Source organism: Pseudocitrobacter sp. CD920760 (assembly GCF_057782505.1).
On record NZ_CM173490.1, the window covers coordinates 1,667,000 to 1,688,320 of the forward strand.

Sequence of the window (21,321 nt, forward strand, 5' to 3'; positions counted from 1 at the left end):
CGCGTTGTTGCCCTCACCCCGACCCTCTCCCACGGGGAGAGGGAGAAAAATCGCACCGGCCTCACCGCTTGCACGGTCAGTTCCCTCTCCCTTAAGGGAGAGGGTTAGGGTGAGGGGGAAATTACGATACGTGCTGCAAAAACTCCTGCAAACGCTGGCTCGGCGGGTTTTTCACCAGGACCTGCGGGTCGCCATCTTCGGCAATACGGCCTTTATCGATAAAGATCAATCGCGATGCCACTTTCTCGGCAAAGCCGATTTCATGGGTCACGATAACCATCGTCATGCCTTCTTCCGCCAGATCCTGCATCACTTTCAGCACTTCGTGGCGCAGTTCCGGATCGAGGGCAGAAGTGGGCTCATCAAACAGCATCATCTTCGGTTTCACCGCCAGCGCGCGGGCAATCGCCACGCGTTGTTGCTGGCCGCCGGAGAGTTCAGACGGATAATGATGCGCGCGTTCCGCCAGGCCCACTTTCGCCAGCAGCTCTTTCGCCAGTTTTTCCGCATCTGCCTTTTGTGTACCACGCACTCGCAGCGGGCCGAACATCACGTTCTCCAGCGCCGTCAGGTGCGGGAAGAGATAGAACTGCTGGAACACCATCCCGGCTTCCTGACGAATCAGGCGCTCATCCACTTTCGGGTCGTTGACCTTCAGGCCATCAACGAAAAGATCGCCGCTGGTGATCTCTTCGAGCTTATTAATGCAGCGCAGCAGCGTGGATTTACCGGAACCGGACGGCCCGATGATCACCACCACTTCGCCCTGTTTCACGTTGAGGTCGATATTGTGCAGCACCTGGGTTTTGCCAAAGTGCTTGGAAACGTTTTTAAATTCAATCACAGGATTTTCATCCTTCTTTCAAGAATGCGAAGCACGATGTTCAGTACCTGAGTAATGATCAGGTAAATCACACCGACGGCGGTCCAGATTTCCAGCGCGCGGAAGTTACCGGCGATAATTTCCTGGCCGCTGCGGGTCAATTCGGCCGCGCCGATAACGATAAACAGCGAGGTATCTTTGATACTGATAATCAGCTGGTTACCCAACGCAGGCAGCATACGGCGAACCGCCAGCGGCATAATCACGTGAAGAATGGTTTCGCGACGAGACAGGCCCAGCGCCAGCCCGGCTTCGCTGAAGCCTTTGTGAATCGACAGCACGGAACCACGGGTAATTTCCGCGATATAGGCGCCGGAGTTGATCATGATGGTGATCACGGCGGCGGAGAAGGTATCGATACGAATATCCGGGAAGGCCATCGGCAGGGCGAAGTAGATATACATCACCTGTACGACGATCGGCGTGCCGCGAATCACTTCGATAAAAACAAGGGCAATGTGGTTTGAAATCCAGCCGCCATAGGTACGGGCTAAACCGGCCAGCAGACCGATAACAATACCCCCGGCGAGGCCAAGGACCGAAATCCACAGAGTCATTTTGGCGCCATCCAGCAAAATTGGAATGGCCGGCCAGATGACGCTCCAGTCAAACTGCATAATGTGTTCCTGTTACCGTGGTGGAAGAACAATAGCTCACTAAAAGGGTGCGCTAAAAAACGTGCCCGGTGCGCAGTGCGCAACCGGGCACGGTAATCTCAGTCAATCTTATTTAGGCTCAGTACCGAACCATTTTTTGTAGATTTCGTTATAGGTGCCGTTTTCACGCAGGGTTTTCAGCGCGCCATTCACTTTTTCACGCAGCTCGTCGTTGCCTTTGGAGAAGGCAATGCCGTAGTCCTGTGCTTCAAGTGAATCACCTACCGCTTTAAACTGGCCGTTGCCAGCGGTTTTGATGAAGTAAAGAATATTCGGGGTATCGTGCAGCACGGCGTCAGCGCGGTTGGTGCCGAGTTCCATGTATGCATTATCGATGTTCGGGAACTGACGCAGATCTTTGGTTTTGATATTGGCTTTCGCGTAATCAACGGAGCCGGTACCGCTCTTCACGGCAACCACTTTACCGTCCAGATCTTTCACGCTTTTCACGTCGTTGTTGTTGGCTTTCACCATCACCAGCAGGCCGCTTTTGTAGTAACCGTCAGAGAAATCGACCGCTTTTTTGCGCTCTTCCGTGATGGTGATACCGGCCAGCGCCAGGTCAACGTTTTTGGTTTGCAGTGCCGGGATGATGCCGCTGAAATCCATTGGTTTCAGGGTGTAGTCCAGTTTCAACTCTTTGGCGACAGCGGCCCACAGGTCAACATCGAAACCCACGTATTTATCGCCCTGTTTGAACTCAAACGGAACGAACGCCGTATCGGTTGCCACAACCAGTTTCTTCTCAGCAGCCTGAGAGGAGACGGCAAACGCCAGGGTAAGTGCAGCCAGGGAAACTTTAAACAAAGACTTCATAACATTTCCTTTTATATCCACGGGGCAATCCCCTGCGAGAACGTACGAGCTATGAAAGAATCATGCCAACTTTTTAACTTATTGTTTTGCAACAAAAGAGAAAGAGAGGGATGCACGATTTCGGCGACTGACGGACTCTGGTGCACCATGATGGGGCTTTATGATGGTGCAGCATGCCTGTTTCGCGATTCATGCTGTTTTTTAACGCAAGTGGCGGTGATAAAACAATCTTTTATTAACGATTGTGTGAGGTGATTATTACAAATAGTTTACTTGGGCGAGAGTATTTAACAGAAGGGTGCACCCGGATGGTGCAAACCCCCTCATCGGGGTGATGAGAGGGTAATAAGAATAACCTATGGTTATTCGATGTTAGCTTCGATGAACCACAGGAATTTATCCAGATCGCGTGAAGCCGCGGTTAAGATATCCGCTGTGTCTTCATCTTTCGCTTCTTCAATGGCTTTACGCACGTCGTTCGCGACGATTGCGTAGCGGTCAGCCAGCTCTTTCAGGTGATCCTGAACGGTGTGGATGTCCAGCGGGTAGCTTTTCAGCGGGGTTTTGCTGTTGATGACCTGGGTTGTGCCCAGCGCCACGCCGCCCAGCTGTACGGCACGTTCAGCCATGGTATCCAGATGATCGGTAAGCGCAGTCCTGAAGCCATCCAACATTTCATGAACGGCAATAAAGTTAGCTCCGCGCATATTCCAGTGGGCCTGTTTGGTAATCAGAGACAGGTCAATGAACTGGATCACCTGGCGATTCAGCAACTCGACAGTGGCTTTTTTCTCGCTGTCAGCGACATCGTTGCGGGTATAAAGCAGATTGGATGCTTTTGATTTGACCAGTTTAGCGGTACTCATAATCTCATATCCTCTTGATGTTGTGCGTTCCAGTATTAACTGGCAATAAGTATAGCACCGAGTTCCGGATAGAAAATTCTGACTCTGCCTATCGGTCTAATAGCGACATTAAGCTTTAACTTATATCTACTTTCTGGATTTTTGTTTCGCGACGCATGGTGAGCGTTGACCCCATCGATGCGGCAATAATGGCCGCCAGCGCCAGAGTTTGCGTGCCCGTCAACGTTTCGCCGAGGAAGATCATCCCTGAAATGGCAGCCAGGCCAGGTTCGAGACTCATCAGTGTGCCGAAGGTGCGTGTCGGTAAGCGGGTCAGGGCCAGCATTTCGAGTGAATAGGGCAGGGCTGTTGATAGCACGGCAATGGCCAGGCCGACCGGCAGAATAGACCAGTGCCAGCTCACATCAACAGACTGTAATACGCCAAGCGGCACAAAAATGACGGCTGCAATTAAAGAACCCATCGCCACCGTCGCCGGGCCATGTTCCGCGCCGGCGCGTTGGCCGCTTAATATATAGATGGCCCAGCCTGCGCCCGCGCCAAGCGCCAGCAGCGCACCGGTGAGATCGACGTGCGCCACGTCCTGACCCAACGGCAGCAAGAACCAGAGGCCAAGCACGGCGAGGATAACCCAGATAAAGTCCACCGCGCGGCGAGAGGCAAACAGCGCGACGGCCAACGGCCCGGTGAACTCCAGGGCAACGGCAATCCCCAGCGGAATGCGCTGAATAGAGAGATAGAACATATAGTTCATCGCGCCCAGCGACAGCCCGTAGAAAAGCAGCGGCAGACGCTGCTCTTTTGCAAAACGCAGTCGCCACGGCTTAAAGACGATAACCAGAATCAGCGTGCCAAGCGCCAGACGCAGGGCGGTGACACCCGGTGCGCCAATTAACGGAAACAGCGACTTAGCGAGTGATGCGCCGCTCTGGATAGAGAGCATCGACACGATGAGAACAAACACGGGCATCCATGCGGGAGATTTACGGAGCAAGCCAGACATCTTTTTCCTGTCAATTTGTGTCAAACGGAGTAAAAAAAGCAGTGTAAATGAAATACCAGGCTACGGTTGAGGAATTGTTGAAAAAAATCCGCCCGTGAACCGTTAGAATGTCCTTAGTCGATGGATTATTAATCTGTCAAACTAGGAATTATCTGGAATAATGTGATGAAATCACTGTGTGATACTAGTCTGGTATTCCGGGAAAACCTGTGATGTTTGAAAGAGATAACCGTGCCCGGAAATTTTTGGTTACATCAAAGGCAGGTTTAGACATCACAAGTTCGAAAGAGTTTCCTAACAATTTTTGATATATTTAAAACTTACGGATTTACTTGAAGCACATTTGAGGTGGTTATGAAAAAAATTGCATGTCTTTCAGCACTGGCCGCTGTTCTGGCTGTATCCGCAGGTACCGCAGTAGCTGCAACTTCTACCGTTACTGGCGGTTACGCTCAGAGCGATATGCAGGGCGTTGCTAACAAAGCTAACGGTTTCAACCTGAAATACCGCTATGAAATGGACGACCAACCGCTGGGCGTTATCGGTTCCTTTACTTACACCGAAAAAGACCGTAGCTCCAGCGACAACAACTACCATAAATCACAGTACTACGGCATCACCGCAGGTCCTGCTTACCGTCTGAACGACTGGGCAAGCATCTACGGCGTAGTAGGTGTTGGTTACGGTAAATTCCAGACCGCTGATCTGCCGAACAAACACGACACCAGCGATTACGGTTTCTCTTACGGTGCGGGCCTGCAGTTCAACCCGATCGAAAACGTTGCTCTGGACTTCTCTTACGAGCAGTCTCGCATTCGTAGCGTTGACGTCGGCACCTGGATTGCCGGTGTTGGTTACCGCTTCTAATCACTTCGGTGATATGAAAAATCCGCCCTTGTGGCGGATTTTTTTTGCCTGTGAAATGCCTGATGGCGCTTCGCTTATCAGGCCTACAACTGTGTTTATTCGTAGGCCGGATAAGGCGTTAGCCGCCATCCGGCATGTGTTAACGGCTCTTTGTCGTAAACAGGTCCGTCCCCAGATGGTTGTAATCCACCTTCTGTAACTGGAAGTTGGTGATGTACACCGGCCCGGCCTTCTGTTCTGAGATAAAACGATAGCGCTGGCTAATTTCTTTCGCTTTGATGCCCGTCCACTGAGCGAAGAACCCAAGAAAATCATTCGCTGAACGGCGCGCCTTAATGACCTTATGCGCCTTGTCGTCACTCGACAGCACCATAAATGGCACCTGAAAATTCTGCTGGAATTTATCGTCGTGCGCCAGGTACTGCACCTCTTTTCCGCGCTCTTTAAATGCCAGCCCGTGATCGGAGAAGTACACCAGCGAGAAGCTGTCACCGCTGTTGCGTAGCTGATCGTACAGCTGGCGCAGCAAATCGTCGGTTTGCGTCATGGTGTAAAGATAGCAGGACGTCTCTTTCGATTGTACAAACACATCATACTTGCCGTGCGTGCGGTCGCAGGCCTGCGGGTGAGAACCCATCAAATGCAGCACGATAAGCTGCGGTTGAGTACGCTGAGACGCGAAGACCTGTGCGGTCATCTTCAACAGCGCCGTGTCCTGGGTGTTTTTATCCGCTTCAAAATCGCCGCTTTTGAGGAACTGCACTTCATCAGCGCGTTTCGCGATGCTGGCGATGGCGGTGTCATATTCGCCGATTTGCCCCTGGTTGGAGAACCACCAGGTCTGGAAACCTGCGCGGTTAGCCAGGGTAACAAAGTTATCCTGATACTGCGGTTTGCCATCGACGACGCGGTTAAGGGTTAGCCCCAGCGATTTCTGCGTTGAACCGCTGGCGGCAATATAATCGTTAAACAGATAGCCATTCACCGAACTGGCAAACGGTGTGTTGTCCCAGTGGCCGCCAAACGCGCCCAGCGCATCACGACGCGCGCTTTCGCCAATCACCACCACATAGGTGTGATATTTCGGCTTCACGGCGGTGACCGTCCAGGTATCCTTCATTTGCGCGAACTGCGCCATGCGCTGCTGTTCGTCAATCACTTCGTTATTGTTAACGATGACGTCCTTCACGAAGCGAAATGCCGGGTAACCGGTATCTTTGAATTTAAAAACGCCGCCCCACGCCAGGTTTTGAATCGGCTGCACGAAGAAGGTGCCGACGCTGAATATCAGACACAGGGTTTCCATTTTACCCCAGCGTTTTACCGGGCTGGCCTTGCGGCGCACGGCAATTACGCCAAGGGCAAAAATAAACAGCGCCACCAGATAGCTGTACCACGGGAAGATGGTAAACATCTCGGTGGATTCTTCGACGTTTGTCGAATGCAGCGCCAGCAGGGTATTAAAGTTCGGCGCACCGTAGGCCTGGCTGAACGGGAAATAGAGCGCCGCCACCAGTGAATAAAGACCCAGCACCACTTTCTGGACTTTTGGCGCGGCTCGCCACACTAAATGGAGCACGCAGGTAAATGCCACCGCATACAACAGGCTGAAGGGGTAACCCAGCGCCAGGTTGATCAGCAGTGATTGCAGGAAATAGAGGCCCGTCCACGGACTCAGGGTAATTCCACGGGCGGCGAGAGTTTCTTTCAGCGTGACATTCATAAATCGCAACTATAAAAACGCCATGTGCGTCCCCTGGCGTCAAGGGGCTTTTTTGCCGGACATTATTGCGTAAAGAGAAGGGGGAAGCTCCGCATCTGCGAGCCGCAAAAGTGCAGGGCCGCACGAAGATAAAGCGCGCGCTGTTTTTGGTCAACTACCCATAACAAAATGTTTTGCGAAGGCGATTACAAAAGCGGAAGAAATGTGGGGTTTTTGAGCATGACAGGAAAGTCTGCCAGAGAAAAATGACAGAAAAATGAAGCGGCGTACCGCGACGCCGCGTTAGTTAGGTTTGTTGTCCTGCTGGGGTTTGCTGTTGATCATGTCGCACAGCATGTTAACCAGCATTAAGCGGACTTTGAAAGGAGAGTGACTAAACACGCGTAAACACCTCTTGAATTCGTTCATGGTAACCTCCTGCTTTTGCGCTCGTCGTTCCGTGATGAGTGATTGCATTACATACAGATATAGCACAGGCTATATTTTATAGCTATGGCTAAACGTTAAATTTTTGTACTCAGAGCACGATCCATTACAATGGGGGCAATTTATAAGATGCTTTGACGCGTCACACCGATGAGGAAGTGCTATGAACCGCCGCGCAGGTAAGCCAACAACAAAAAAAGTGACGCAGCTGGTGAATGTGGAAGAACACGTTGAAGGGTTCCGTCAGGTGCGGGAAGCGCATCGCCGCGAGCTGATTGATGACTATGTTGAGCTGATTTCCGATTTGATCCGCGAAGTGGGCGAGGCGCGTCAGGTGGATATGGCCGCGCGGCTCGGCGTGTCGCAGCCAACTGTGGCGAAAATGTTAAAACGTCTGGCGGGCGTGGGGCTGATCGAGCAGATCCCATGGCGCGGCGTTTTCTTAACGCCTGAAGGCGAGAAGCTGGCTCAGGAGAGCCGCGAGCGTCACCAGGTCGTCGAGAGCTTTTTACTGGCGCTGGGCGTCAGCCAGGACACCGCCCGTCGTGATGCCGAAGGCATTGAACATCATGTCAGCGAAGAGACGCTGGACATGTTCCGGCAGTTTACCCAAAAACATGGGCAGCACATTGAATGACACCTCCTTTTATTCGGTCGCTGACGCGCGATCGTTTTCTGCATCTGTTGCTGCTCATCGGCGTCATCCTCACGTTTCTGGTTCCGTTTGCCCCGGCGCGTTGGCCCGCAGCGATTGACTGGCACACCATCATCACCCTGAGCGGTTTAATGCTGCTCACCAAAGGCGTTGAGCAGAGCGGTTATTTTGATGTGCTCGGGCGTAAGATGGCGCGACGTTTCGTTACCGAGCGACAGCTGGCTATCTTTATGGTGCTGGCGGCGGCGCTGCTGTCGACCTTTCTGACCAACGATGTGGCGCTGTTTATCATTGTGCCGCTCACCCTGACGCTAAAAAAATGGTGCGCCATTCCGGTTAACCGGTTGATTATTTTCGAGGCGCTGGCAGTGAACGCCGGTTCACTGCTGACGCCCATCGGCAACCCGCAGAATATTTTGCTGTGGGGCCGATCCGGCCTGAGCTTCCCGGTCTTTACGTTGCAAATGTTGCCGCTGGCGCTGGCGATGATGGCGACACTGCTCGTTCTCTGCTGGTGTTGTTTCCCGGCGAAAAAACTGCAATTTCAAAGCAGCGATGCCACACCGTCATGGCGGCCAAAGCTGGTGTGGTGCTGCCTGGCCTTCTATCTGGTTTTCCTCGCCGCACTGGAGATAAAGCTCGAACTGTGGGGGCTGGTGTGCGTGGCCGTGGGCTTCCTGCTGCTGGATCGGCGCGTGGTTTACAGCGTCGACTGGACCCTGCTGCTGGTCTTTATGGCGATGTTTATTGATGTGCATCTCCTGACGCAACTGCCTGCATTGCAGCATTCACTGCATGGTGTCGGGCAATTGTCGGAGGGTTCTTTATGGCTCACGGCGATCGGTCTTTCGCAGGTGATCAGCAACGTGCCGTCAACGATTTTGCTGCTTAATTATGTGCCCCCCTCCATTCTGCTTGCCTGGGCGGTGAACGTCGGCGGTTTTGGCCTGTTGCCCGGATCGCTTGCCAACCTGATTGCGCTACGCATGGCCAACGATCGCCGTATCTGGTGGCGCTTCCATCTCTATTCTCTGCCCATGCTGCTGTGGGCGGCGTTGACAGGTTACGGCCTGCTGCATCTCCTCGGTCACCTTTAATCTTTCGGACAGGCTCACAAAACGTGAGCCTTTTCGTTGCGCCGTACGCTGCTTTCTAATATGACTAGTCATATATGTTATTTGACTAGTCATATCTTGAGGGCGTCATGATGAACACACTGCCAGCTGATTTTCTTTGGGGAAACTCTGTTTCCAGCATGCAAACCGAAGGCGCATGGAACGAGGGCGGGAAGGGGATGTCGGTGTATGACATTCGCGAGCCGAAAGAGAACGCCTCTGACTGGAAGGTTGCCACCGATAGCTATCATCGCTTCGAAGAAGATTTTGATTTAATGCAGGATCTGGGCATGAACTGCTACCGTTTCCAGATTGCCTGGAGCCGCGTTTGCCCGGACGGCGACGGTGAGTTTAATGAAGAAGGTATCGCTTTTTATCAACGCTTTATCGATGGGCTTGTTGCGCGCGGCATCGCGCCGATGATTTGCCTCTATCATTTCGACATGCCGCTGGCGCTGGCGGAAAAATACAACGGTTTCACCGATCGTCGGGTGATGGACGCGTTCATCCGTTATGGCAAAAAAATGATTGATTGCTTTGGCGACCAGGTAACCTGGTGGCTCACCTTCAATGAACAGAACCTTTACCATATGCCGGAAGCATTTTTGATTTCCGGTTATATGCAGGGTGAGAAAACGTTACGCGAGCTTTATCAGATTCAGCACCACGTGATGATGGCGCACGCGCATCTCACACACTATCTGCACGAAACCAAACCCGGCAAGCTAATGGGTGGCATGCTGGCGCACGCCCAGGTGTACCCGGCAACCTGTAAACCGCGCGATGTGTTCTGCGCCCGTCAACTCGACGAATTCTTCAATCAGAATCTGTTACGCGCGTTTGCGGGGCAGGGCTACAGCCCGGAAGTGATGGCGTTTGTCGAGAGAGAAGGTCTGCGTGATATTTATCGCGATGAAGACCTCGCCGTACTGGCGACGCTAAAAAATGATTATATGGCCTTCAGCTACTATGCCAGCCGCACGTTGAGCAGCGATCCCATTCCGGAAGGCACTGCCGTCAATAACTATATGCTCTTTGGCGATACGCCCAACCCGCATCTGAAAGCCACCGAATGGAACTGGCAAATCGATCCGCTTGGGTTCCGCAGCATCATTACGCGATACTATAACGACTGGCGTCTGCCGGTCTTCCCGATAGAGAACGGCATCGGGGTGATTGAATCCTGGGACGGCGAAACGCCCGTCGCCGATGATTACCGCATCGCCTATCATCGCGACCACATCAATGCCATGAAAGAGGCCATTTTTGAGGATGGCGCACAGGTGATAGGCTATCTGGGCTGGGGGTTAATTGATATTCTCAGCTCCCAGGGCGACATGCGTAAGCGTTATGGCGTGGTGTATGTGAACCGGGAAAACCATGATTTGAAAGATTTGCGCCGCGTGCCGAAGAAAAGCTACGCATGGTTGAAGCGGGCGATTCACAGCAACGGCGAAGAGATGTAACACCCATTAAGGAGCGGAAGATGGCGGCGAAGTACCTCTCCATCGCACAGGAAATTAAGCAGCGTATTCTGAGCCAGCGTTATCCGGCGACGGAGCCGCTGCCCGATCAGCTGGCGCTGGCGGCTGAATTCAACACCAGCCGCATGACCATTCAGCAGGCGATGCGCCAGCTGATTGTTGAAGGCATTATCTATGCGCGTCAGGGGCAGGGGACGTTTGTGCGAAAAAACTTCCGCCAGCTTTCGCAGTGGGATGTCGCGGGCAGCGACTATTTCGGCGCAACGGAAACCTGGCGGCACCTCGGCGAGGTGACAAGCCAGGTGATTGCCTTTGAGGTGCGCTTCCCGAATGAAAAAGAGCAAGCCTCGCTGCTGATGAGTGCCGATGCGCCAGTCTATGATTTTATTCGCTTGCGTTTAGTGAACGGTGAACCGATTTCGCTGGATATGACGGTAATGCCGGTCGCGCTGGTGCCTGGGCTCAATAAATCACATCTGGAAAGTTCGGTTTTCCGCTACGTGCGCGAAACGCTGGGCTTAAAGATGATGGGCTCTTATCGCGTGGTGCGCGCCTGTAAGCCGGATGCTCGCGACAAAGAGTATCTCAACTGCGACGAGACCGATCCGGTGCTGGAGCTGGAGCAAGTTATTTATCTGGAAGACGGTACGCCGCTGGAGTATGCGCACTGCCATTATCGCTATGATCATGGCGGGTTTGTGATGGTGAATAATGGGTGAGGGGATTACCCCAAAAAAAATGGCGAAGCATCAGCTTCGCCATTTTTGTATCTGAACCGAATCAGTTCAGACGAATCGGTACACCGGCGCGGTTCTGAATCGCCTGATTCAGCACGTCCTGGTCTACATCAGACTGGGAAGTCACTTTCTGCACCGTAGAGTTCAGCGTAACCGGAACGGTTTCACCGCCTTCAAACTGCGCTTCGGTCACTGACAGCGGGTTGTGAACTTCGATGAAGCGGCTGCCATCCGGTTCTGTGGTTGCTTTCACGGGTTCATCAATAAACTGTACGCGGGTACCGACCGGCACGCTTTCGAACAGGAACTTGATGTCTTCGTTACGCAGACGCACACAACCGTGGCTCACGCGCAGGCCGATACCAAAGTTGGCGTTAGTGCCGTGAATCGCATACAGGCGACCGATGTACAGCGCGTACAGACCCATCGGGTTATCCGGGCCAGCCGGAACCACTGCTGGCAGTGGGTTACCCGCCGCGCGATATTCCGCGTGCATTTTCGCCGTTGGGGTCCATGTCGGGCCCGCTTTCTTGCGTTCTACTTTGGTGGTCCAGTTAATCGGAGTGTCTTTACCCAACTGGCCGATACCGATTGGCAGCACGATGACCGTGTTAGTGCCTTTCGGGTAGTAGTACAGACGCATTTCCGCGCTGTTGATGACGATACCTTCATGCACGGTATCCGGCAGAATCAGCTGCTGCGGAATGGTCAGCACGGTGCCGCCTTTCGGCAGATACGTATCCACGCCCGGGTTAGCTTCCAGCATGTTGGAAAGACCCATCTGATACTGCGCCGCAAAGTATTCCAGCGGCTGCTTGTTGTTTTCAGGGATGGTGATCACCTGATTCTGACCAATGACACGACTACCATCCGTCGGTAACGGATATGTCACTGCGGATGCGGTTTTACAGAAGCCAACGACTGCAAGCGCCGCAGCGAAAAGTGTTGTTAATTTCATGTTCATGTTGTTCGAGATATCAGTGCCACTCAGGCTGTGGTTGGAAAATCGGATGTATGATGGAAGCGCATTATATGTGCATTCCCGGCAACAGGGAATTCAGATGTGTACGAAATCACATTTTTTTCACTTAGGTGACAGTTTAGCGCGTTACGAAGGCGGGCGATTTTAATTCGGAATTGTGGCATAATAGGCGGTTTGTCACATTCCTCAGGATACTTCCGTGTTAGTTACCAGCAACGTTACCATGCAGTTTGGCAGTAAGCCGCTGTTCGAAAACATCTCCGTCAAATTTGGCGGCGGCAACCGTTACGGCCTGATTGGCGCTAACGGGAGCGGCAAATCCACCTTTATGAAAATCCTCGGCGGCGACCTTGAGCCGACGCTGGGCAACGTCTCTCTCGACCCGAATGAGCGCATCGGTAAGCTGCGTCAGGATCAGTTCGCCTTCGAAGAGTTCAGCGTTCTGGATACGGTCATCATGGGACACGGTGAGCTGTGGGAAGTTAAACAAGAGCGCGACCGCATCTATGCGCTGCCGGAAATGAGCGAAGAAGATGGCTATAAAGTGGCCGACCTCGAAGTGCTCTACGGTGAAATGGACGGTTATTCCGCCGAAGCGCGCGCCGGTGAATTGCTGCTGGGCGTGGGGATTCCGCTGGAACAGCATTACGGCCCAATGAGCGAGGTCGCACCTGGCTGGAAACTGCGTGTGCTTCTGGCGCAGGCGCTGTTCTCTAACCCGGACATCCTGCTGCTCGATGAACCGACCAACAACCTGGACATCGACACCATTCGCTGGCTGGAGCAGGTGCTGAACGAACGCGACAGCACCATGATCATCATTTCGCACGACCGTCACTTCCTGAACATGGTCTGCACCCACATGGCAGATCTCGACTACGGTGAGCTGCGCGTCTACGCCGGTAACTACGACGAATACATGACCGCTGCCACCCAGGCACGTGAACGTCTGCTGGCCGATAACGCCAAGAAAAAAGCGCAGATTGCTGACCTGCAATCCTTCGTTAGCCGCTTTAGCGCCAACGCCTCTAAATCTCGCCAGGCAACGTCCCGCGCGCGTCAGATTGATAAAATCAAACTCGACGAAGTCAAAGCGTCGAGCCGTCAGAACCCGTTCATTCGTTTTGAGCAGGACAAGAAGTTGTTCCGTAACGCGCTGGAAGTGGAAGCCCTCAGCAAAGGCTTTGATAACGGCCCGCTGTTTAAAGGCGTTAACCTGCTGCTGGAAGTGGGCGAGAAACTCGCGATCCTGGGGACCAACGGCGTCGGTAAATCCACGCTGATGAAAACCCTGGTCGGTGATTTAACGCCGGATCACGGTACGGTGAAATGGTCCGAAAACGCGCAAATCGGCTACTACGCGCAGGATCATGAATTCGAATTTGAAAATGACCTGACCGTCTTCGAATGGATGAGCCAGTGGAAACAGGAAGGCGACGACGAACAAGCGGTGCGCAGCATCCTCGGTCGCCTGCTGTTCAGCCAGGACGATATCAAGAAACCGGCAAAAGTACTTTCCGGTGGTGAGAAAGGTCGCATGCTGTTCGGTAAACTGATGATGGAAAAACCGAACGTGCTGGTCATGGATGAACCGACCAACCACCTGGATATGGAATCCATTGAATCGTTGAACATGGCGCTGGAAATGTATCCGGGCACGCTGATCTTTGTTTCTCACGACCGTGAATTTGTGAGCTCGCTGGCGACGCGTGTGATTGAAATTACGCCGGAGCGCGTGATTGACTTCACCGGTAATTACGAAGATTACCTGCGTAGTAAGGGTATCGAGTAAGGTTTTCTGACCATTTGAGAAGCTGGCTGGGAAAATTTTCCTGCCAGCTTTTTTTATCATTTTCCAGGCGTTTGATTGTTTACAGTATCTCAATCCGATATGGCTTACGGTGTGAATCTATTTTTTAATTCGGTTTTTATATATTGCAAATGCGTAATATAACAATAAAGAAAATAAAGGCAGAAATACTGCCCAGATGATAATAATATCGCCCAGTGCAGGATTGAAATCATAAATTTTATTATACAGGTTGTAATGAATATGTAGATGGTCGTATATTACCAATGCCATCTTTTCTATATCCAAAAACGTGCTGGCAATAAATAAAGTAAGGCAGGCTATGCAAAAAAAGACTAAATAAAGCCCTATCGACTTTAAAATGAAATTTAACATGGTTACCTCATTTGCAGATATTGAGATTAGGTTTGTCGCTGAGGCGCTCACGGCTGAGCATATCACCATAATTTTAACGTGGCAAAAGCGGTCGTTAGTAGTCCTGACAAAAATCAATAGACTCAGTTTATGTTGGTTCCCTGGGAAATAAATATAATTACTATATGTTGTTGTATTCAGCTTGATATCAAGAAATCGGTGAGGGTACTTTTTCGGTTGTTGGGAATACCGCACGTTGTTTGATAGACGGATGACGGAAAAACCGGACGTGTTGTTGGTAGATGAATCGACCAACCACCTGGATATGGAATCGATGGCATCTCTGAAAGTGGCGCTAGAAACGTATCCTGCCACATAGATTTTGTTTCGTACGACCATAGGATGTCTACCCACTGGAGACGCGTATGACGGATTTCACCGGCAACAATGACGATTTCCTACGTAGTCAGGGCACCTGGTAATTGATGCCCTGACTACGTGGAGAGCGTTCTGCGTAATCGGCATGGTCACAAGAAAACTTGTCTGGTCATGTCATGAATGCCAGGTGATATTAACATAGATAGAACATATATAACTGGCTTCTCATATCCCTTATCTGTGTTTAGTACACACCTGATCTCCTGGCGATGATTTTGATAACAACAGAACAAATCACCGCATAAACGACGAGACATAAAATTACCGATATTTTGTCGCAGTTGAAAAGTTTTGACAAACTTTCGCAGAAGAAAAATGGTGGTATGGCAATTATCAAAAAAAGTAAGTTGGCTGTTAAAGTTGTTAATTTCATATTGTATCCAATAAAATTATGATCTGTTGATGATGAGATTGAAGAAATAGAGCGCTTTTCCATTGACGATGCGATCTACCATAAAGTAATATTTATTCAATATCATCGCAGAGATAAAGGGAAATGAAAAGTCTTTTACGGATATTTGGGTTTTCATTGCTGATGGGAATATATTGTTTTTTTCAATGTGTTCGCGCGATCAATTCACAAGATTTATATTCCATCTCGGGTGAGAATTTTGTCAGGCTTTTACTTTCTGAATTCGGTGTATTTCTTGCACTGCTGTCTATTGTCAGTGGTGCGGTTGCCCTCTTGTTATGTTCCGTATGTGCGCGTTTGTCGCATCGCTCGCAAAATACCTTAATTCGCCTGTTCTCCTTCTGCCGTCACATTTTACCCTTTATGATGGTGGGGCTGATATTATTTTGCGGGCTGGCTTTTGTTTTTCTGATTTTGTCCGAATTGGTTTGGCTGGTAACAAACGTAAAAATGTATGGCGAAAGTGGTAAAGTGGTTATTTTTGCACTGGCTACAATAGGCGGAACGCTTTGGATGCTATTAAAAAGCATGGTGTCATTGAGAAAGTGTTTTGCATTATTTAGTGCCGAAGCATCTGAAATCGAAGGGCGCAGCGTATCGAAATACCAGGCACCTAAACTATGGCGATGGATATCGAATCTTGCCACCCACGGAAATGTGGTAATGCCTGATAATATTGTCGTTGGATTCTTTGATTGCTTTTATGTCACCGCAAATAAAATTCATCTGAGTAATGGCGAAAAGTTAGTCGGTAATACGCTCTACTTACCGCTGACTTACGCATCAATGATGAGTCAGATTGAAATTGCCGCCGTAATTGGCCACGAATTGGGCCACTTCAGCGGCCAGGATACACAGTATAGCCTGCGATTTTTACCGCTTTATGCCGGGCTAGAGAACAGTTTGGATGCCATCGCCAATAATGCGCAAGGCGTTTCGTATATTGATAGAGTGGTGCTTTACCCCGCGCTGGAAATAGGTCTATGGTTTCTTCGCGTTTTTCATGAAACAGTGCGCTACTGGAGTCGACTGCGCGAGTTGGCAGCGGATAAAGCGGGTGCGACGGTGGCGTCGCCGCAGTCGTTGGCGTCCGCGCTATTGCGTATTTCCGCGCTCGATTCCGTGATCCAACCACATCTGAATAAGCTTATTACAGGTAAGTTTATTGATAAAGATTTCCTCATCACCTTGCTGGAAAACGCTAAGAAACAGCCAGCATTGGATGTTTGTTCTTTTCTGGAACAGGAAATTCAGCACCCAACCGATAGCCATCCCACTACGCGTGTGCGCATTGATGCACTTGGCGTGGCGTTGGATGAAAATTTGTTGAATCGGGCTGCAAGGCCTGCAAGCGAACACGATTATCAGGAGATGATGTCTATGCTAGACAAAGAGGATGTCCAGACAATACCACAAATGCTTACCGAGAGCATCGTTGCTGGACGAGAAGAAATGCGGGCGCAGTGGGAAGAACAGGCTGCACGGGTGCATGGGACCGTCGCGTTATGTGCCCGGACCATTGATACGTGGTTGCTTGTCACGCTGGCAATTGTTCTGTGGGTTGTAGGCCTAATTGTGGCGATAACGAATGCCGGGACATCAGCAATCCAGTATGTTGGCTGGTTTCTGTGTGCATTGGGGGTCATGTTTGCGCTGTTGGCCAGAAAACATTATCAGGATACGAAACAACCCTTTTATCGCTTTACCCCAGAAGGGATCATCTGTCCGAGCGTTGAGGGCGTATTTCAATGGGAATGGATAGAGGCGTCTTTTACGGTAGGGGAAAAATTAGGGTCAACCTGTATTATCATTCACTGTCATCCGAAACTCACCCTACCTGTATTTAAACGGCGAATGGCGGGTTTAGTGCCTGAAAGAAATGGTACGTTCACAATGATTATTCCTGAGCCGCTTTTTATTGATAGGGGTAATAGTAAAGAGAAAATTACGGTTGATGCCGCTATTGATCTCTTTCAACAGTATTGGTTGTCAGCGGATGCCAGACGGAAATTAAAGGCTCTATGAACGTTATCCTGCCAAAATAATTCATATGAAAAATAGAAAATTTTTTCAGTTGTTATATGCACCAGGGTTTATTCTGCTGTATGGCATATGGCATATGGCATATGGCAATGCATACGTGCTGCCGATATGAACACAGAGGCCGAAACGCTACAGATGGGCTTTGCTATTTTGGCCCTGTTTTTTGCCGTCATTGCTTTTGGGAGCGTCGTGAGTGCAGTAACGGTGTGTAGGGCCTGTGCACGCACTTCGCGACGTTCCCAGGATGTGCTCATCCAAAAGTTTACTCTCTGCCGACGACTACTGCCCTTCATGATGGTTGGCGAAATCCTTTTTTGTGGCCTTGCGACCGTCGCTTTAGTGCTCTCCGAAATTATCTGGGCCATGGGGCACGTAGAGATGAATGGTGGCGGTATGAAATTGCTGTTCGCCATGGTGATAGCGGTATTTGCCATACTCTGGATGATCATTAAAAGTTTCTTTTCTGTTCGGAAATGCTTTGCCCTGTTTAAGCCTGAAGATTCGCGGGTGATTGGCGTCAATTTGCCGGAAGTACAGGCACCCGAACTCTGGCAGTGGGTCCGGAGCCTCACCTCTCAGGCGCAGCTCACGCCACCTGATAATATTGTCGTCGGGTTTTTTGACTGCTTTTATGTGACGGCCAATCCCGTACAAATTGAAAAGGGCGAGCGGTTAACGGGGAATACGCTCTATTTACCGCTGACGTATCTGTCGCTCCTTAATGAAGCGGAGATTGCCGCCGTGGTGGGGCATGAGTTAGGTCACTTTACCGGCGAGGATACGCAGTACAGCCTGCGCTTCGCGCCCCTCTATGCGGGCATGCAAAATAGCCTGCAACAGATGGCGAAAAACATGCAGGATGCCTGGATAGACCGCCTGGTATTGTCTCCTGCGCTGAATATGGCGATGTGGTTTTTACAGACATTCCACGAGACGGTGAACCACTGGAGTCGCATCCGGGAACTTGCCGCAGATAAAACCGGGGCTAGCGTATCGTCCTCTGCGGCCTTCGCCTGCGCATTGCTGAGAATATCGGCGCTGAGTGAACCGGTTGAGCGCTACCTGGAAGACGTTCTTCGCGGGCGGAAGAACAGTGACAATTGGACTGACGGACTTGTGCTGGCGTTGCAAAAGCAGGGGCCGCTTGATGTCCTCGCCAGCATCGACAGTGAAATTGCGCATCCCATGGATAGTCATCCCACGACCCGCGCGCGTATCACCGCCCTGAATCTTTCACTCGATGAAGAGTTGCTGTCACGCGCCTCTCGTGCCGTCGCGCCAGAAGAGAACCTCTTCTTCCCTGCGTTATTCGGGCCTGTTGCCAGCGCATTATCTTGCGAGATATCTCAGGAGATTGAACCACTGCGCGCCGAGATACGTGAGGAAATCGAGGCTGAAGCGACACTGGCGACAGAGGCGAAGGCTATATGGTCTTCCTCATCGATGGCATGGATCATGATGATCGTGGGTATTGTACTGATATTTGGCGGGGGCTATCTGGTGCTCTTTCAACACTTTAGCGCAATATGCTGGCTGTTTACGCTGGTGGGCCTCCCGCTGGGTATGATGGGGAATGTGGCATTACAGCGGTCGCGTCAGCCATTGTTCACATTGACGCCGCAAAGCATTACCAGCCTCTATCTTCCACAGCCGCTACCGCTGGAATACATTGAACGTTATGAGGTTGTTGTCATCTCCGGCGCCGCGATGCTCCATCTGTATGTGCGTAATGGCGATAGGCTGAATATCACCACCAAACGCTGTATGCAGGTATTCCGTTATGAACCCCAGGAAAGCCGGGTCGTCGCAGTTGTAAGCAACCCCTGGTGCGAAGAAGAGGGGCAAAAAGTTAAGCTCGATGCTGTAACGATGTCGCAGATCGTGGGGCAATATATTTCATCTGCGCATGCGCGCGCGGAATTGAGTAAGTTTTAAATCTTTATGCTGGATGCCGTCATAATTTGACGTCTCTTTGTTATGTATTTAATGGGTGAATAAATAATTCTATGGCTCGCACACGGATGTTACATATATTTATTATGCCACTGCTTATTCTCTTCTATGCAGTCTGGCAATACTGGCGGATAAGCGACACGATACATACAGCAAACTTATATGGCTTTGCGACTGACGGGATATTGCATGTACGCCAGGTACTGGCGATATCAGGTTTATTGTTATCTTCTGGGGCGTTGAGTATTGTAATCTATGCTGTACTGCTATGCGCTCTGTCGGCACGGTGTAGTCGGGCATCCGTGGATCAATTAATTACCCACTTTACGCTTTGTAAGCGTCGTCTGCCCTATCTGATGGTGGGCGAGATGATGCTGTGTGGTTTAGCGGTAGTGAGTCTCCTTGCTTCTGAAATCCTGTGGGTGATGGCCCGGCATCAGATTCATGCTGTGGAAATCAAAGCGCTTGCCGGCAGTGTAATCATGATTGTGATGATTATTGCTCTTCTGGGAAATAGCATTTCTACTCTCAAAAAATCACTGCAAATTTTTAAGCCTGCCGATTCTGTTCTCCGGGGGGAAAACATCTCGGAACAGCAAGCGCCCGCGTTCTGGCAATGGATACGACAGATAGCGCACAACGCGCAATTAACCGTTCCCGATAATATTGTTGTCGGCCTGTGTGACAGCTTTTTCGTAATAGCCAATACCGTGCAACTCAAAGGTGGTGAACGATTAACGGGTAACACGTTACACTTCCCGCTAACCTACGCTTCCTTGATGTCAAAGGCGGAAATTGCGGCGATAATCGGCCATGAACTGGGGCATTTTACCGGAGAAGATACGCAGTACAGCCTCCGTTTTGTTCCGATTTACGACAGCATGCAGCGTAGTCTGGCGGCACTTGCAGACAATTCAATGGCTGGCTCATTTCTGGATAACCTTGTTTTGAACCCTGCGTTGGATATGGGACGATGGTTTCTGGAATGTTTTCACGAGTCGGTCAACTACTGGAATCGTCTGCGCGAACTGGCCGCCGATCGGGCTGGAGCTAACAGTGCGTCCGCTCAGGATTTTTCTTCAGCGCTGCTGCGTATTATTGCGTTAACCGAACCGGTTAACGAACATCTTGACGCGTTGGTTAATCGACGTGTATTGGCGGAGAACTGGGTTGCCAGCCTGCATGATTTTATTGCGCCGACGGGGTCTTTGGATGTGCGGTCGGCAATCGACCGCGAGATAGCGCATCCGATGGATAGCCATCCAATCACGCGCGAGCGAATCGCGGCCCTCGGCGTAGCCTTTGATGAATCGCTTATCGCACGGGCTTCTCGTCCGGTAAGCGAGGAGGATTATGGGGCCGTTGCGCAGTTGTTTGATGCGAGCGAACCGGCGCTGTATCGCACTCTTTCCGGGGCTATCGTTGAGAGTCAGCGCCAGGCACTTCAGACTGATGCCGGGCGGGGGCTGGAACGTCTTGACTTGTGGATGATACAGAAATCTTCGCCCATTCTTTATTGGGGGGGCTGGCTGCTGATTGCGATGTCTCTGCTTTTGTGGGTGCCCGCCGTGGTGTTGCGGCTCTGGAGCTGGCTACCTTATGGTCTCGCCATGCTATTTCTCGGCGTTGTCTTTATCTGGCAGGCAAAACGGCAGAAACGCCGTGTCCGTCAGCCCATTTTTTCTCTCACTGCGGAGAGTATTGAAAGTACTTATCTCCCCCAGCCTCTTATGTTGCGCGATATCACCGCCTTTGATTTACAGGCGGATTCCAGTTCGATGACTCTGGTGTTGTATGTCCGTGAGGGGTATCACCCCGACATTTCGCTGACAAAGAAACAATCGATGCCGGCTATTCGTTTTAACGACGCAATACGCGCAATGCAGATTTATGATGTCGGCGATCTGTGGCTTAAAAGCGGTCGTGAGAGCGTGAAGGTGACGCCTGAGAAGCTGACTGAGTGGGTAGGGCAATACCTGACTTCTGACCGAGCGCGCCAGCATTTACAGGATTATTCATGATTAACCATCGGTGATGGCTATAGCCGGGGTTAATGGATGGGAAAGATGAAGGGTAATGAAAACAGAACGGCCCCCTC

General features: G+C 51.0%; 17 protein-coding genes. 9 read left to right on the top strand and 8 right to left on the bottom strand.

The window, feature by feature from the left end:
- Positions 1-121: 121 nt before the first annotated feature.
- The 5 genes from glnQ to rhtA form a co-directional block, all read right to left on the bottom strand.
- A complete protein-coding gene (gene glnQ, locus AC1MKH_RS07605) occupies positions 122-844 on the bottom strand; it encodes a glutamine ABC transporter ATP-binding protein GlnQ (RefSeq protein ID WP_276218220.1) in 723 nt (240 codons plus the stop codon).
- Complete coding sequence (glnP, locus tag AC1MKH_RS07610; protein ID WP_276218218.1) at positions 841-1,500, bottom strand: glutamine ABC transporter permease GlnP; 660 nt, start codon at positions 1,498-1,500, stop codon at positions 841-843. The genes glnQ and glnP overlap by 4 nt, the downstream gene beginning before the upstream one ends.
- A gap of 108 nt (positions 1,501-1,608) precedes the next feature.
- A complete protein-coding gene (glnH, locus tag AC1MKH_RS07615; RefSeq protein WP_015965205.1) occupies positions 1,609-2,355 on the bottom strand; it encodes a glutamine ABC transporter substrate-binding protein GlnH in 747 nt (248 codons plus the stop codon).
- Between the two features lie 362 nt (positions 2,356-2,717).
- Positions 2,718-3,221, bottom strand: a complete 504-nt coding sequence (gene dps / locus AC1MKH_RS07620) for a DNA starvation/stationary phase protection protein Dps (RefSeq protein WP_015965204.1) — start codon at positions 3,219-3,221, stop codon at positions 2,718-2,720.
- 115 nt (positions 3,222-3,336) lie between these two features.
- Positions 3,337-4,224: a threonine/homoserine exporter RhtA gene (gene rhtA / locus AC1MKH_RS07625; RefSeq protein WP_276218213.1), complete on the bottom strand. Its 888-nt coding sequence runs from the start codon at positions 4,222-4,224 to the stop codon at positions 3,337-3,339.
- Positions 4,225-4,578: 354 nt separating this feature from the next.
- Here rhtA and ompX point away from each other — a divergent pair, with 354 nt between their 5' ends.
- Entirely contained in the window at positions 4,579-5,091 is a 513-nt protein-coding gene (ompX, locus tag AC1MKH_RS07630; RefSeq protein WP_015965202.1) for an outer membrane protein OmpX, read from the top strand.
- 139 nt (positions 5,092-5,230) lie between these two features.
- Here ompX and AC1MKH_RS07635 read toward each other — a convergent pair whose 3' ends face one another.
- Positions 5,231-6,814, bottom strand: coding sequence for a phosphoethanolamine transferase (locus AC1MKH_RS07635; RefSeq protein WP_276218610.1), 1,584 nt, complete (start codon positions 6,812-6,814; stop codon positions 5,231-5,233).
- A gap of 282 nt (positions 6,815-7,096) precedes the next feature.
- On the bottom strand, positions 7,097-7,222 hold the full coding sequence (mntS, locus tag AC1MKH_RS07640; protein WP_015965200.1) for a manganase accumulation protein MntS: 126 nt from the start codon (positions 7,220-7,222) through the stop codon (positions 7,097-7,099).
- 181 nt (positions 7,223-7,403) lie between these two features.
- Between mntS and mntR the strand changes: the two genes are divergently transcribed.
- The 4 genes from mntR to AC1MKH_RS07660 all read left to right on the top strand — a co-directional run bounded on the left by mntR (position 7,404) and on the right by AC1MKH_RS07660 (position 11,213).
- Positions 7,404-7,877: a manganese-binding transcriptional regulator MntR gene (gene mntR / locus AC1MKH_RS07645; RefSeq protein WP_276218209.1), complete on the top strand. Its 474-nt coding sequence runs from the start codon at positions 7,404-7,406 to the stop codon at positions 7,875-7,877.
- Positions 7,874-8,992, top strand: coding sequence for an anion transporter (locus AC1MKH_RS07650; RefSeq protein ID WP_276218207.1), 1,119 nt, complete (start codon positions 7,874-7,876; stop codon positions 8,990-8,992). The genes mntR and AC1MKH_RS07650 overlap by 4 nt, the downstream gene beginning before the upstream one ends.
- Positions 8,993-9,099: 107 nt before the next feature.
- The gene (locus tag AC1MKH_RS07655) at positions 9,100-10,476 is read left to right on the top strand and encodes a glycoside hydrolase family 1 protein (protein WP_276218205.1); all 1,377 of its coding nucleotides are present in this window, start codon (positions 9,100-9,102) and stop codon (positions 10,474-10,476) included.
- A 20-nt stretch (positions 10,477-10,496) separates the two neighbouring features.
- Positions 10,497-11,213: a GntR family transcriptional regulator gene (locus AC1MKH_RS07660; protein WP_276218203.1), complete on the top strand. Its 717-nt coding sequence runs from the start codon at positions 10,497-10,499 to the stop codon at positions 11,211-11,213.
- A 61-nt stretch (positions 11,214-11,274) separates the two neighbouring features.
- On the opposite strand, the gene ldtB is transcribed toward AC1MKH_RS07660, so the two are convergent.
- The gene (gene ldtB, locus AC1MKH_RS07665) at positions 11,275-12,195 is read right to left on the bottom strand and encodes a L,D-transpeptidase (RefSeq protein WP_276218201.1); all 921 of its coding nucleotides are present in this window, start codon (positions 12,193-12,195) and stop codon (positions 11,275-11,277) included.
- 217 nt (positions 12,196-12,412) lie between these two features.
- On the opposite strand from ldtB, the gene AC1MKH_RS07670 reads away from it, so the two are divergent.
- From AC1MKH_RS07670 to AC1MKH_RS07685, 4 genes are all read left to right on the top strand, one after another.
- The gene (locus AC1MKH_RS07670) at positions 12,413-14,005 is read left to right on the top strand and encodes an ABC-F family ATPase (RefSeq protein WP_276218199.1); all 1,593 of its coding nucleotides are present in this window, start codon (positions 12,413-12,415) and stop codon (positions 14,003-14,005) included.
- Positions 14,006-15,311: 1,306 nt separating this feature from the next.
- Positions 15,312-17,252: a M48 family metallopeptidase gene (locus AC1MKH_RS07675; RefSeq protein ID WP_276218198.1), complete on the top strand. Its 1,941-nt coding sequence runs from the start codon at positions 15,312-15,314 to the stop codon at positions 17,250-17,252.
- Positions 17,253-17,561: 309 nt separating this feature from the next.
- Complete coding sequence (locus AC1MKH_RS07680) at positions 17,562-19,205, top strand: M48 family metalloprotease (protein ID WP_488451916.1); 1,644 nt, start codon at positions 17,562-17,564, stop codon at positions 19,203-19,205.
- Between the two features lie 104 nt (positions 19,206-19,309).
- Positions 19,310-21,244 (top strand): M48 family metallopeptidase, encoded by a 1,935-nt coding sequence (locus tag AC1MKH_RS07685; RefSeq protein WP_488451918.1) that lies wholly within the window; start codon positions 19,310-19,312, stop codon positions 21,242-21,244.
- Positions 21,245-21,321: the final 77 nt, after the last annotated feature.

Excerpts from the sequence above, each read along its gene's own strand:
- glnP (WP_276218218.1), bottom strand. The coding sequence starts at position 1,500 with ATGCAGTTTGACTGGAGCGTCATCTGGCCGGCCATTCCAATTTTGCTG.
- glnH (WP_015965205.1), bottom strand. The coding sequence starts at position 2,355 with ATGAAGTCTTTGTTTAAAGTTTCCCTGGCTGCACTTACCCTGGCGTTT.
- dps (WP_015965204.1), bottom strand. The coding sequence starts at position 3,221 with ATGAGTACCGCTAAACTGGTCAAATCAAAAGCATCCAATCTGCTTTAT.
- rhtA (WP_276218213.1), bottom strand. The coding sequence starts at position 4,224 with ATGTCTGGCTTGCTCCGTAAATCTCCCGCATGGATGCCCGTGTTTGTT.
- ompX (WP_015965202.1), top strand. The coding sequence starts at position 4,579 with ATGAAAAAAATTGCATGTCTTTCAGCACTGGCCGCTGTTCTGGCTGTA.
- AC1MKH_RS07635 (WP_276218610.1), bottom strand. The coding sequence starts at position 6,814 with ATGAATGTCACGCTGAAAGAAACTCTCGCCGCCCGTGGAATTACCCTG.
- mntS (WP_015965200.1), bottom strand. The coding sequence starts at position 7,222 with ATGAACGAATTCAAGAGGTGTTTACGCGTGTTTAGTCACTCTCCTTTC.
- mntR (WP_276218209.1), top strand. The coding sequence starts at position 7,404 with ATGAACCGCCGCGCAGGTAAGCCAACAACAAAAAAAGTGACGCAGCTG.
- AC1MKH_RS07650 (WP_276218207.1), top strand. The coding sequence starts at position 7,874 with ATGACACCTCCTTTTATTCGGTCGCTGACGCGCGATCGTTTTCTGCAT.
- AC1MKH_RS07655 (WP_276218205.1), top strand. The coding sequence starts at position 9,100 with ATGATGAACACACTGCCAGCTGATTTTCTTTGGGGAAACTCTGTTTCC.
- AC1MKH_RS07660 (WP_276218203.1), top strand. The coding sequence starts at position 10,497 with ATGGCGGCGAAGTACCTCTCCATCGCACAGGAAATTAAGCAGCGTATT.
- ldtB (WP_276218201.1), bottom strand. The coding sequence starts at position 12,195 with ATGAACATGAAATTAACAACACTTTTCGCTGCGGCGCTTGCAGTCGTT.
- AC1MKH_RS07675 (WP_276218198.1), top strand. The coding sequence starts at position 15,312 with ATGAAAAGTCTTTTACGGATATTTGGGTTTTCATTGCTGATGGGAATA.
- AC1MKH_RS07680 (WP_488451916.1), top strand. The coding sequence starts at position 17,562 with ATGATGGTTGGCGAAATCCTTTTTTGTGGCCTTGCGACCGTCGCTTTA.
- AC1MKH_RS07685 (WP_488451918.1), top strand. The coding sequence starts at position 19,310 with ATGCCACTGCTTATTCTCTTCTATGCAGTCTGGCAATACTGGCGGATA.